The sequence below is a fragment of the Azospirillum agricola genome (assembly GCF_020005195.1).
GTDB lineage: Bacteria > Pseudomonadota > Alphaproteobacteria > Azospirillales > Azospirillaceae > Azospirillum > Azospirillum agricola.
The window spans coordinates 485,937-497,781 of record NZ_JAIFZR010000002.1 but is presented as its reverse complement, the minus strand read 5'-3'; the positions used below and the strand labels follow the sequence as shown (position 1 = coordinate 497,781).

The window sequence follows — 11,845 nt, the reverse complement described above, 5'->3', positions numbered from 1 at the left end:
TTCCTTCGTCCTTCTTCGTCAGGTCCGCATTTTCGGTACGGAGACGCGCATGCTTCTGCACATTCCCAACGTCCTGACGGCCGAACAGGTCGCCGAGGCGCGCCGCATCCTGGATCAGGCCGATTGGGTGGACGGGGCGGTCACCGCCGGCCACCAGTCGGCGCGGGCGAAACACAACATGCAGATTCCCGAACAGCATCCGGCGGCCCGCCAGTTGGGCGACGTGATCCTCGCGGCGCTGGAGCGCAACACGCTGTTCATGGCGGCGGCGCTGCCGTTGAAGGTCTATCCGCCGATGTTCAACCGCTATTCCGGGGGCCAGACCTTCGGCGTGCATGTCGACAACGCCATCCGGCAGGTGCCGGGCACGGCGCACCGCGTGCGCACCGACCTGTCGGCCACCCTGTTCCTCACTGGCCCCGACGAGTATGACGGCGGCGAGCTGACGGTGGAGGACACCTACGGCGTCCACATGGTCAAGCTGCCGGCCGGCGATCTGGTGCTCTACCCCTCGACCAGCCTGCATCAGGTCAAGCCGGTGACGCGCGGCGCCCGGATCTGCTCCTTCTTCTGGATGCAGAGCATGATCCGCGACGACGGGCGGCGGACCATGCTGTTCGATCTCGACACCGCGATCCAGAAGATCGGCGCCGACGTGCCGGACCATCCGGGCGTGGTGCAGTTGACCGGCCTCTACCACAACCTGCTGCGCCACTGGGCCGACACCTGATCGCCGACACCTGATCGCCGGCACCCGATCGCCGCTGGTCCCAAAGCAGCGTCGGAAGAGCGGGTTGCCGCCGCTCACACCCCCTTGGCGGCGCGGTAGGCGTCCAGAAGCTGCCGCCCGGCGGCGAGGATGCCGTCGCGGTCGCCCTTTTTGACCAGCGACTCGTCGACCAGCTTGCCGCCGGCCCCGACGCAGGCGACGCCGGCCGCCACGTAGGACGCCACGTTTCCGGCGTCGATGCCGCCGGTCGGCACGAAGCGGATGCCCGGAAACACCGACTTCAGCGCCTTGATGTGCGCCGGCCCGACCGTCGAGGCCGGGAAGATCTTCACCGCGTCGGCCCCGGCGACGCTGGCCGCGTGGACCTCGCTGGGGGTGAGCGCGCCCATCAGGCAGGCGACGCCGTGGTCGCGGCAGGCGGCGGCGACCTCGGGCAGCACGCAGGGCGACACCACGTAGCGGGCGCCGGCCTTCACCACGTCGGCGACCCCGGCGGCGGTCAGCACCGTGCCGGCGCCGATCAGGGCGCCGCCCTCGGCGGTCAGCTCCTCGATCAGCCCGACCGCGCCCGGCGTCGTCATGGTGATCTCGAAGGTGCCGTAGCCGGCCTCGCGCAGCCAGCCCACGGCGGTGCGCGCCAGATCGGCCGAGCTGTTGCGGATGACGGGGACCACGCCGTAGGCGACGAGCTGGTCCAGAATGTCGGTGGTGGCGGTCATTGGGAATCCTCAAGTTGGAGGGGAGCGGGCGGGGTGTCCTGTGGGGCGTCCGGTTGGGCGCCCCCGCTCCGGTGACGGCCGCGCAGCGCGGCCTTGATGCGGGACAGGCGTTGGTTGAGGCCGGGCGGCGACAGCAGCCCGACGGAGACGGTCAGCGCGTCGATCAGCGCGAGCTGCGCCAGCCGGGAGGCCATCGGCGTGTGGACGGCGGTGTCCTCGTCGACGTCGACGACCAGCAACGTGTCGCAGAGCGCCGCCAGCGGCGTGCCCGCCCCGGTGATGGCGACCAGCGTCGCACCGCCCTCGCGGGCGATGGCGGCCGAATCGAGGATCTCGCGGCTGGTGCCGGTCTTGGAGACGGCGAGCATCACGTCGCCGGGGCCGAGCGTCGCCGCCGCCATCGCCTGGATGTGCGCGTCGGACGAGGCGGCGACCGAAGGCAGCAGCCGGAACAGCTTGTGGTGGGCGTCCTGCGCCACCGCGCCCGAGGCGCCGACGCCGACGATCTCCACCCGGCCGGCCTTGACCAGGGCCCGCGCCGCGCGCTCCAGCGCCGCCGGGTCGAGCCTGTCGCGCAGGCGGGCCAGCGCGTCGATGGCGCGGTTCAGCACTTTCTCCGCCGCTCCGCCGACGCTGTCGCCGGGCGACAGGTCGCGCGCCAGGGTGACCGGCGCCAGCAGCGCCGCCTCCCGCGCGGCGCTGGCCGCCAGATGCTGGGCGAGGCGCAGCTTGAAATCCTGGAAACCGGAAAAGCCGGCGGCGCGGCAGAAGCGCAGCACGGTCGGCTCGCTGACCCCGGCCTTGGCGGCAAGCTGGCCGATGCTGTCCTCCAGCACCGCGTCGGGTGCGGCCAGCACGACCCGCGCTACGGCGATTTCCGCGCGGCGCAGACGGTCGAGGGAGGCTTCGATGGTGGCGAGCATGGGCGGCTGTCCGGGGAACTGGTTTTGTAGTTTTACTACATTTCAGCGGCCTTGTCGACGCGCCGATGAAGCAAGACTACAGACCGTTCGTTGGTCCCACAGAATCCCGCTTGACTGATATACTAGTATATCTTACTGATGGTCCGAGACACGGCGCACCCAGCGCGAGAACCAAGGCGACCGCTCCGGCCGCGCTTCCGGGCGCTTCGGCCGGACGAGCGGAACGATGGGCGGAACCACGGCCCCCAGGGAGACAGCATGAAGATCGACCTCCGCTACGCACCGCATCCGGACGACGCGAAACGCTACGACACGGACACGCTGCGCCGGCATTTCCTGCTGGAAGACATCTTCCAGCCGAACGAGATCGTGCTGACCTACAGCACCGTCGACCGGGTGGTGGTGGGCGGCGTCCTGCCGACGACCGAGTCGGTGGCGCTGAGCGCGCCGAAGGAGATCGGCTCGCCGACCTTCCTGGCGCGCCGCGAGTTGGGCGTCTTCAACATCGGCGCGCCGGGCCGCGTGGTGGTGGACGGTACGACCTACGACCTGAACAACCGCGACGCCCTCTACATCGGCAAGGACAGCGTCGACGTCCGCTTCGAGAGCGTCGATCCGGACAGCCCGGCCAAGTTCTACCTGATGAGCACGCCGGCCCACGCCCGCTACGAGACGCGCGTCATCACCCAGGCGCAGGCCAGGTCGATGGCGCTCGGCGACATCGCGACCTCCAACAAGCGGGTCATTTACCAGTACATCCTGCCGGGCGTCTGCGAGACCAGCCAGCTCGTCATGGGCCTGACCCAGCTGGAGCCGGGCAACATGTGGAACACCATGCCGGTCCACAGCCACGGCCGCCGCTGCGAGGTGTATTTCTACTTCGACCTCGCCGAGAACGCCCGCGTCTTCCACCTGATGGGCGAGCCGAGCGAGACCCGCCACATCGTGATGAAGAGCGACGAGGTGGTGATCTCGCCGAGCTGGTCGATCCATTCCGGCGTCGGCACCAGCAACTACGCCTTCATCTGGGGCATGGGCGGCGACAACGTCGACTACACCGACATGGATTGGATCCCGATGGAGACCCTGCGATGAGCCCCCATCCCCTGTTCGACCTGACCGGCAGGACCGCGATGGTCACCGGCGCCAACACCGGGCTGGGGCAGGCGATCGCGGTCGCGCTGGCCGAGGCCGGGGCCGGCATCGTCGCGGTCGGCCGCTCGGCGATGACCGAGACGGCGGCGCTGGTCGCCGGGACCGGCGCGCCCTTCCGCGAGATCCGCGCCGACCTGTCGAGCGTGGCGGCGGTGGCGCCGCTGATGGAGGAGGCGACCGCCGACGGCACGAAGATCGACATCCTGGTCAACAACGCCGGCATCATCCGCCGCGCCGACGCCGTGGACTTCACCGAGGCCGACTGGGACGCGGTGATGGACGTCAACCTGAAGACGACCTTCTTCCTGACCCAGGCGGTCGGCCGCGCCATGATCGACGAGGGGCGCGGCGGCAAGATCATCAACATCGCGTCGATGCTGTCCTTCCAGGGCGGGATCCGCATCCCCTCCTACACCGCCAGCAAGAGCGGGCTGGCCGGGCTGACCCGGCTGCTCGCCTGCGAATGGGCCGGCAAGGGCATCAACGTCAACGCCATCGCGCCGGGTTACTTCGACACCAACAACACGTCCGCCCTGCGCGCCGACCCCAAGCGCAGCGCCGACATCCTCGCCCGCATCCCGGCCGGCCATTGGGGCCAGCCCAAGGAACTGGGCGGCGCGGCGGTGTTCCTGGCCTCGGCGGCGGCGGATTACGTGCACGGCATCGTGCTGCCGGTCGACGGCGGCTGGCTGGCGCGCTGAGGCAGTATGGGCTCAAAGCCCCTCTCCCCCAGGGAGAGGGGCTTGAACGGCACCTTTGGGACCCACGCGTTGATGACAGAACAACCGGCGCAAAGCCGGGCCAGTCGGGAGGCGCTTTCATGAAATACAACTTCGACTTTGCCAGTCTCCAGGAGTATTGGCCGGAGTTCCTGCGCGGCGCGCTGATGACGCTGGAGATGACGGTCATCGCCTGCGTGTTCGGCCTCGTCATCGGCGTGCTCTGCGCCATCGGGCGGCGCGGCAAGCGCAAGTGGCTGGCGACGCTGTGCGGCGCCTATGTCGAGATCGTGCGCAACACGCCGTACCTGATCCAGATCTTCTTCATCTTCTTCGGTCTGGCGAGCGCCGGGCTGAAGCTGCCGATCTTCGCCGCCGCCGTGCTGACCATGGTCTTCAACGTCGGCGCCTACACCGCCGAGATCGTGCGCGCCGGCATGGACACCATCCATCCCGGCCAGATCGAGGCGGCGGAGGCGCTGGGCCTCTCGACCCCGCAGATCTACTGGGACGTCATCCTGCGCCCGTCGCTGGAGCGGGTCTACCCGTCGCTCAGCGGCCAGTTCGTGCTGATGATGCTGTCCTCGTCCGTCACCTCGCAGATCTCGGCGGAGGAGCTGACCGGCGTCGCCAACTCGGTCCAGTCCGAGAGCTTCCGCTCCTTCGAGACCTTCATCGTCGTCGCGGTGCTCTATTTCGGCATGGCGATGATGCTGAAATTCGCCTTCCACCTGTTCGGCCAAGCCATCTTCCCGCGCCGTCGCCGGCTCGGCACACCGCTGTAAGGCTGGAATCAAGGCCGCGAACGCAAGGCCGGAAGGGAGAAAACACCATGGGCGGGTCCTTCACCGTCAACCATCTGATCTACCTGTTGCAGGGCATGATGTGGACGGTCGTGCTGTCCGCGCTGGCCTTCGCGCTCGGCGGTGTCGCCGGCTTCGGCGTGATGCTGATGCGCACCGCGCGCACGCGCCTCCTGCGGCAGATCTCCTTCGTCTATGTCCAGCTCATCCAGGGCACGCCGCTGCTGATCGTGCTGTTCGTCGTCTATTTCGGCCTCGGCGTGGTCGGCATCGAGCTGCCGCCGCTGCTGGCGGCCGGCGTGTCGCTGATGGTCTATTCCAGCGCCTTCCTCGGCGAGATCTGGCGCGGCTGCGTCGAGGCGGTGCCGCGCACCCAGTGGGAGGCGTCGGAATGCCTGGCGCTGACCCGCTGGCAGACGCTGGTCGACGTCATTCTGCCGCAGGCGGCGCGCATCGCCACGCCACCCACCGTGGGCTTCCTGGTCCAGGTGATGAAAAGCACCTCGCTCGCCTCGGTCGTCGGCTTCGTCGAGCTGACCCGCGCCGCGCAGGTCGTCAACAACTCGCTGTTCACGCCGTTCCTCGTCTTCGGGATCGCGGGCGTCCTGTATTTCGCCCTGTGCTACCCGCTGTCGCGCTGGAGCCGTTCGCTTGAGAGGAAGCTCAATGTCGGCCGTCGTCAAGCTGCATGACATCCACAAATCCTTCGGCAGCGTCGAGGTGCTGAAGGGGGTGTCCTTCGAGATCGCCAAGGGCGAGGTCGTCGCCATCATCGGCCGCAGCGGCTCCGGCAAGAGCACGGCGCTGCGCTGCATCAACCGGCTGGAGACCATCCAGTCCGGCACGCTGGAGGTCTGCGGCCACCGCATCGACAACGAAGCCATCGATCTGCGCGCGCTGCGCCAGGACGTCGGCATGGTGTTCCAGAGCTACAACCTGTTCCCGCATTTGACGGTGGAGGAGAACATCACGCTGGCGCCCCGCCGGGTGAAGAAGCTGGCGAACCGCGACGCCCGCGCGCTGGCGCTGGAATCGCTCCAGCGGGTCGGGCTGGCCGAGAAGATCGACGCCTACCCCGAGCAGCTTTCCGGCGGGCAGCAACAGCGCGTCGCCATCGCCCGCTCGCTGGCCATGCAGCCCAAGGTGATGCTGTTCGACGAGGTGACCTCGGCGCTCGACCCCCAGCTCACCGGCGAGGTGCTGCGCGTCATGGAGACGCTGGCGCGCGGCGGCATGACCATGGTGGTGGTGACGCACGAGATGGCCTTCGCCCGCCGCGTCGCCAATCGCGTGATCTTCATGCACCAGGGCAAGGTGTGGGAGACCGGCCCCGGCGACATGCTGGCCGACCCCAAGACGCCGGAGCTGCGCGACTTCATCTCGAACGGCCTGTGATCCGAGCCGTCCGCTTTTAAAGAACAACCCCGCAAAGAACACCCCTGAGGAGGAAACCGGTCCATGCGCATCAAGACGCTTCTTTCCACCGCGACCGCCGCCGTCGCCGCCCTGTGGCTCGCCGCCGCGCCCGTGACGGCGCAGGCCGACCAGCTCGACGACATCATGAAGGCGAAGAAGATCCGCATCGCCGTCGCCATGGGCATTCCGCTCTTCGCCTTCGTCGACAAGGACGTCAAGGCGACCGGCTCCGACGTCGAGACCGCGCGGCTGCTCGCCAAGGACATGGGCGTCGAGCTGGAGCTGGTCGAGATCACCAACGCCGCCCGCGTGCCGACCATCCAGACCCGCAAGGCCGACCTGCTGATCGCCACCCTGGCGATCACGCCGGAGCGCAAGAAGGTGGTGGACTTCACCATCCCCTACGCGACGCTCGACATCATCGTCGCCGGCACGCAGGACAACGCCATCAAGGGCTACGACGACCTGAACGGCAAGAAGATCGGCCTGACCCGCGCCACCGTGAACGACAGCATGGTGACCAAGGGCGCCAAGGGCGCCGAGGTCGTGCGCTTCGAGGACGACGCGACGCTGATCACGGCGGCCGTGTCGGGCCAGCTCGACATCGTCTCGACCCAGACCGCCGTGCTGGCCGCGATGAACGAGAAGCGTCCGCAGAGCCCGCTGAAGGTGAAGTTCGTCCAGCAGGAACTGAACCTCGGCATCGCCCTGCCGCAGGGCGAGGACCGGCTGAAGGAGTGGGTCAACACCTGGATCAAGACCAACTTCCAGAACGGCAAGATGAACGCCATCTTCTCCGCCTTCCACGACCGCGACCTGCCGCAGGATCTGCTGACCCGGCAGTGAGGTTTCTCTCCCTCTCCCGTCCCGGGAGAGGGAAGGGGCCCGCGAAGCGGGAAGGGTGAGGGGTGATCGGTGGCATGGATGAAGCCGCACGCCCGATAGTCCCTCACCCTCCCCACGGCTAACGCCGCGGGTCCCCTCCCTCTCCCGGGGCGGGAGAGGGTATCGTCGATCACAGGAAACGAACCATGCCCGGAAGACTCCACGGCAAGACCGCCATCGTCACCGCCGCAGCCCAGGGCATCGGCCGCGCCGCGGCGGAAGCCTTCGCCCGCGAGGGCGCGCAGGTCTGGGCGCTCGACATCAACGAGGAACGGCTCGCCGACCTCGCCGGCGTCCCCGGCATCACCACCCGCCGGCTCGACGTGCTGGACGGCGGCGCCGTCGCCGAGACGGTGGCCGCCATCGGGCCGGTCGACGCGCTGTTCAACTGCGCCGGCTTCGTCCACAGCGGCACCATCCTCGATTGCGACGAGCAGGCGCTCGACTTCAGCTTCGACCTGAACGTCAAGTCGATGCACCGGATGATCCGTGCCGTGCTGCCCGGCATGCTGGAGCGCGGGCGCGGCTCGATCGTCAACATGTCCTCGGTGTCGTCGAGCGTGAAGGCGGTGCCCAACCGCTTCGCCTACAGCGTCACCAAGGCCGCCGTCATCGGTCTGACCAAGTCGGTCGCCGCCGACACGGTGGCGCGCGGCGTCCGTTGCAACGCCATCTGCCCCGGCACCGTCGAATCCCCCTCGCTGGAGGAGCGTCTGCGCGCCCAGGGCGACTATGACGCGACCCGCGCCGCCTTCATCGCCCGCCAGCCGGTCGGCCGCTTCGGAAAGCCGGAGGAAATCGCCGAGCTGGTCGTCTATCTTGCCTCCGACGCGGCGGCCTACACGACCGGCGCCATCCATGTGATCGACGGCGGCTGGACCGCCTGACGACAGACCGCCCGACGACACCACGACACACCACGGGACACCCTCCATGAAGCTGCTTCGCTACGGCCCGCCGGGCCAGGAAAAGCCGGGCCTCCTCGATTCCGAGGGCCGCATCCGCGACCTGTCCGGCCATGTCGCCGACATCGCCGGCGCCGCGCTGCTGCCCGACGGCATCGCCCGGCTGAAGGCCATCGACCCGGCCTCGCTGCCGCTGGTGGAGGGCGATCCGCGCCTCGGGCCCTGCGTGGCCGGCACCGGCAAGATGATCTGCATCGGCCTGAACTACTCCGACCACGCGGCGGAGACCGGCGCCACCGTGCCGCCGGAGCCGATCATCTTCATGAAGGCGACCAGCGCCATCGTCGGCCCCAACGACGACATCGAGATCCCGCGCGGCTCGGAGAAGACCGACTGGGAGGTCGAGCTGGGCGTCGTCATCGGCAAGACCGCCAAATACGTCTCGGAAGCCGAGGCGATGGACCATGTCGCCGGCTATTGCGTCATCAACGACGTGTCGGAGCGTGCCTTCCAGGCCGAGCGCCAGGGCCAGTGGACCAAGGGCAAGTCGGCCGACACCTTCGGCCCGACCGGCCCCTGGCTGGTGACGCCGGACGAGGTCGAGGATCCGCAGGCGCTGCCGATGTGGCTGGAGGTCAACGGCCACCGCTACCAGAACGGCAGCACCGCCACCATGGTCTATGGGGTGCGCTATCTGGTGTCCTACCTGTCGCAGTTCATGTCGCTGCAACCGGGCGACATCATCTCCACCGGCACGCCGCCGGGCGTCGGGCTGGGGCAGAAGCCGCAGGTCTACCTGAAGGCCGGCGATGTCGTTACCTTGGGCATCGAGGGGCTGGGCACCCAGCGCCAGAGCGTGATCCAAGGCTGACTTCAAGGTTGATGGAATGAACCGATCGGGCATCGACATCCTGCTCTCCGCGACCATGCCGCCCGGCGTGGCCGAGGATCTGGCACGGCACTTCACCCTGCACGGACCCGAGGTCATCGGCTCCCCCGGCTTCGCGGATCTGGCGCCGCGCATCCGTGGAATGGCCAGCCGCGAGCCGGCCAAGGTGGACGCGGCGCTGCTGGAGGCGCTGCCCAATCTGGAGATCATCTCCTCCTACAGCGCGGGGATCGACAACATCGACCTCGACGCGGCGAAGCGGCGCGGGCTGGTGGTCGCCAACAGCTCGGAGGCACTCGACGAGGAGGTGGCCGACACCGCCATCGCCCTGATGCTGATGAGCGTCCGCCGCTTCGCCGCGGCACAGCGCCATGTGCTGGACGGCAACTGGGCCAAGGGGCCGTTCCCGCTGTCGCGCAGCCTGAAGGGGAAGCGGCTCGGCATCGTCGGGTTGGGCCACATCGGCGAGGCCATCGCTGTGCGGGCGGCGGTGTTCGGCCTGTCCATCGCCTACCACAACCGCAAGCCCAAGCCCGGCGCGCCCTATGCCTACCACGCGACCGCCGTGGAACTGGCGGCGAACTCCGACATCCTCGCCGTCTGCTGCCCCGGCGGGCCGGCGACGCTGAACCTGATCGACGCCAAGGTGCTGCGGGCTCTCGGGCCGGACGGCGTGGTCGTCAACGTCTCGCGCGGCAGCGTGGTGGACGAGGACGCGCTGCTGGCGGCGCTGGCCGAAGGATCCCTCGCCGGGGCCGGGCTGGACGTCTGCCGCAACGAGCCGAACCCGCGCCCGGAGCTGGTCGGCCACCCCGACATCGTGCTGCTGCCCCATGTCGGCAGCGCCACCACCGAGACGCGGGCGCGCATGGGCCACGTCATGCGTGACAATCTGCTGGCGCATTTCGCCGCCGCCCATTCCGCCGCCAAGGAAGTCTGAGACCATGAAACGCATCGCGGCCATCGGGGAATGCATGCTGGAGCTGCGCAGCAGCGGCTTCGGCCCCGCCCGCTTCGGCTTCGGCGGCGACACGCTGAACTGCGCGCTGTATCTGGCCCGGCTCGGCGTGCCGGTCGATTACGTGACGTTGCTTGGCGACGACCATTACAGCGCCGACATGCTGGCGGCCTGGGCGGCGGAGGGCATCGGCACCGGCCGCGTCGTCCGGTTGCCCGGCCGGCTGCCCGGCCTCTACGCCATCGAGACCGACGACAAGGGCGAGCGTTCCTTCTTCTACTGGCGCGACCGCGCCCCGGCGCGCGAGCTGTTCACCCACCCTGACGCCCGGCCGCTGGTCGAGGCGCTGCCGGAATACGGCCTGCTGATGCTGTCCGGCATCTCGCTGTCGCTCTACGGCGAGGAGGGACGGCAGCGGTTGCACGACGCGCTCGACAAGGCGCGCGCCGCCGGGGCCAGGGTCGCCTTCGACACCAACCTGCGGCCGCGCGGCTGGCCCACCCTCGAGGTGGCGCGCGCCGCCTACGAGGCGCTGGCCGGCCGGGTCGACATCGTGCTGTCGGGTGTCGAGGACGAGGCGCTGCTCTACGGCGACGAGCCGGCGGACGCCATCGTCGCCCGCTGGCGCGCCGCCGGCGCCACCGAGGTGGTGGTGAAGCGCGGCGGCGACGACTGCCTGGTCTGGGAGCAGGGCGGGGCGGTCGAAACCGTGCCGACGACGAAGGTCGAGCGGATCGTCGACACCACGGCGGCGGGCGACAGCTTCTGTGCCGGCTACCTCGCCGCGCGTCAGGCGGGCCGGGGCATCGCCGAGGCGGCTCGGCTCGGCCACCGGCTGGCCGGCATCGTCATCGGCCATCCGGGCGCCATCGTCCCGGCCGAGGCCACCGCCGGCCTGAAGGGAAGCCTGTGATGGACGCGCCCGGCAACGCACCCGCCCCGGCGCGGCGCCGGGCGCCCAAACCGGCGGCGGCGCTCCGCGAGCGCGGAACCACGGCGGCGCAGCAGGTCTACCAGCAGCTTCGCGCCGAGATCGTCAGCCTGCACCGCAAGCCGGGCGAGCCGATCAGCGAGAAGGATCTGGCCCAGGCCCACGGCGTTAGCCGCACCCCGGTGCGCGAGGCGATGCTGAAGCTCGCCTCGGAACGGCTGGTCGAGGTCTTCCCGCAATCCGGCACCTTCGTCGCCCGCATCCCGCTGTCCGACCTGCCGGAGACCATCATCATCCGCTCGGCGCTGGAGGAGGCCAGCGTCCGCCACGCCGCCCAGCGCGCCACGCCGGAGCAGGCCGAACACCTCGCCACCCTGATCGAGCGCCAGCGCGCCATGGCGGCGGCCGGCGACCGCGAGGGCTTCCATTTCGCCGACGAGGATTTCCACGCCGCCCTGTCGGAGGTCGCCGGGCTGCCGGGGGTGTGGGCGATGATCCAGCAGGTCAAGGTGCAGATCGACCGCTACCGCCGGCTGACGCTGCCGGAGCCCGGCCGCATGGACCGGGTGGTCGCCGAGCACGCGGCGGTCGTCGCCGCCATCGCCGCCCATGACGCGGACGCCGCGGCGCGGGCGATCAAGCATCACCTGGAGAAGCTGCGCGAGGACATCGACGCCTACCGCGTCGAGGAGCCCGACAGCTTCATCGACGATCGGGTGCCGCCGGCCGCTTCATAAAACGCTTCATTCTTCGGCAAGCTTCTGGCTTGATCGGGCGGGCGGCCTTCGGGACGCCCGCCCTTCGGCGTTTCC

Annotated in this window: 14 protein-coding genes; 12 read left to right on the top strand and 2 right to left on the bottom strand. The window is 69.4% G+C overall.

All coding sequences use genetic code 11. The features are described 5' to 3' along the window. Positions 1 to 49 precede the first annotated feature (49 nt). Complete coding sequence (locus JN22_RS05095) at positions 50 to 730, top strand: Fe2+-dependent dioxygenase (protein ID WP_085552878.1); 681 nt, start codon at positions 50 to 52, stop codon at positions 728 to 730. 74 nt (positions 731 to 804) lie between these two features. Here JN22_RS05095 and JN22_RS05090 read toward each other — a convergent pair whose 3' ends face one another. Together JN22_RS05090 and JN22_RS05085 are read right to left on the bottom strand one after the other, a co-directional pair. Continuing rightward, the gene (locus JN22_RS05090; RefSeq protein WP_085552877.1) at positions 805 to 1,449 is read right to left on the bottom strand and encodes a bifunctional 4-hydroxy-2-oxoglutarate aldolase/2-dehydro-3-deoxy-phosphogluconate aldolase; all 645 of its coding nucleotides are present in this window, start codon (positions 1,447 to 1,449) and stop codon (positions 805 to 807) included. Continuing rightward, positions 1,446 to 2,372: a MurR/RpiR family transcriptional regulator gene (locus tag JN22_RS05085; protein ID WP_085552876.1), complete on the bottom strand. Its 927-nt coding sequence runs from the start codon at positions 2,370 to 2,372 to the stop codon at positions 1,446 to 1,448. Before JN22_RS05085 ends, JN22_RS05090 begins: the two co-directional genes overlap by 4 nt. A 258-nt stretch (positions 2,373 to 2,630) precedes the next feature. Between JN22_RS05085 and kduI the strand changes: the two genes are divergently transcribed. From kduI to JN22_RS05030, 11 genes are all read left to right on the top strand, one after another. After that, complete coding sequence (kduI, locus tag JN22_RS05080; protein ID WP_085552875.1) at positions 2,631 to 3,467, top strand: 5-dehydro-4-deoxy-D-glucuronate isomerase; 837 nt, start codon at positions 2,631 to 2,633, stop codon at positions 3,465 to 3,467. Then, on the top strand, positions 3,464 to 4,228 hold the full coding sequence (gene kduD, locus JN22_RS05075; protein ID WP_085552874.1) for a 2-dehydro-3-deoxy-D-gluconate 5-dehydrogenase KduD: 765 nt from the start codon (positions 3,464 to 3,466) through the stop codon (positions 4,226 to 4,228). The genes kduI and kduD overlap by 4 nt, the downstream gene beginning before the upstream one ends. A gap of 119 nt (positions 4,229 to 4,347) precedes the next feature. Next, positions 4,348 to 5,031, top strand: a complete 684-nt coding sequence (locus JN22_RS05070) for an amino acid ABC transporter permease (protein WP_085552873.1) — start codon at positions 4,348 to 4,350, stop codon at positions 5,029 to 5,031. Between the two features lie 47 nt (positions 5,032 to 5,078). Then, the gene (locus JN22_RS05065; RefSeq protein ID WP_085552872.1) at positions 5,079 to 5,741 is read left to right on the top strand and encodes an amino acid ABC transporter permease; all 663 of its coding nucleotides are present in this window, start codon (positions 5,079 to 5,081) and stop codon (positions 5,739 to 5,741) included. Beyond that, complete coding sequence (locus JN22_RS05060; protein WP_085552871.1) at positions 5,716 to 6,444, top strand: amino acid ABC transporter ATP-binding protein; 729 nt, start codon at positions 5,716 to 5,718, stop codon at positions 6,442 to 6,444. Before JN22_RS05065 ends, JN22_RS05060 begins: the two co-directional genes overlap by 26 nt. A 63-nt stretch (positions 6,445 to 6,507) precedes the next feature. Beyond that, on the top strand, positions 6,508 to 7,311 hold the full coding sequence (locus JN22_RS05055) for a transporter substrate-binding domain-containing protein (RefSeq protein WP_085552870.1): 804 nt from the start codon (positions 6,508 to 6,510) through the stop codon (positions 7,309 to 7,311). A gap of 185 nt (positions 7,312 to 7,496) precedes the next feature. Further along, positions 7,497 to 8,237 (top strand): SDR family oxidoreductase, encoded by a 741-nt coding sequence (locus JN22_RS05050; protein ID WP_085552869.1) that lies wholly within the window; start codon positions 7,497 to 7,499, stop codon positions 8,235 to 8,237. A 46-nt stretch (positions 8,238 to 8,283) separates the two neighbouring features. Then, positions 8,284 to 9,126, top strand: coding sequence for a fumarylacetoacetate hydrolase family protein (locus tag JN22_RS05045; protein WP_085552868.1), 843 nt, complete (start codon positions 8,284 to 8,286; stop codon positions 9,124 to 9,126). Between the two features lie 16 nt (positions 9,127 to 9,142). Next, positions 9,143 to 10,084, top strand: coding sequence for a 2-hydroxyacid dehydrogenase (locus JN22_RS05040; RefSeq protein WP_085552867.1), 942 nt, complete (start codon positions 9,143 to 9,145; stop codon positions 10,082 to 10,084). A gap of 4 nt (positions 10,085 to 10,088) precedes the next feature. Continuing rightward, positions 10,089 to 11,015, top strand: coding sequence for a sugar kinase (locus JN22_RS05035; RefSeq protein ID WP_085552866.1), 927 nt, complete (start codon positions 10,089 to 10,091; stop codon positions 11,013 to 11,015). After that, the gene (locus tag JN22_RS05030) at positions 11,015 to 11,770 is read left to right on the top strand and encodes a GntR family transcriptional regulator (protein ID WP_085552865.1); all 756 of its coding nucleotides are present in this window, start codon (positions 11,015 to 11,017) and stop codon (positions 11,768 to 11,770) included. Before JN22_RS05035 ends, JN22_RS05030 begins: the two co-directional genes overlap by 1 nt. Positions 11,771 to 11,845: the final 75 nt, after the last annotated feature.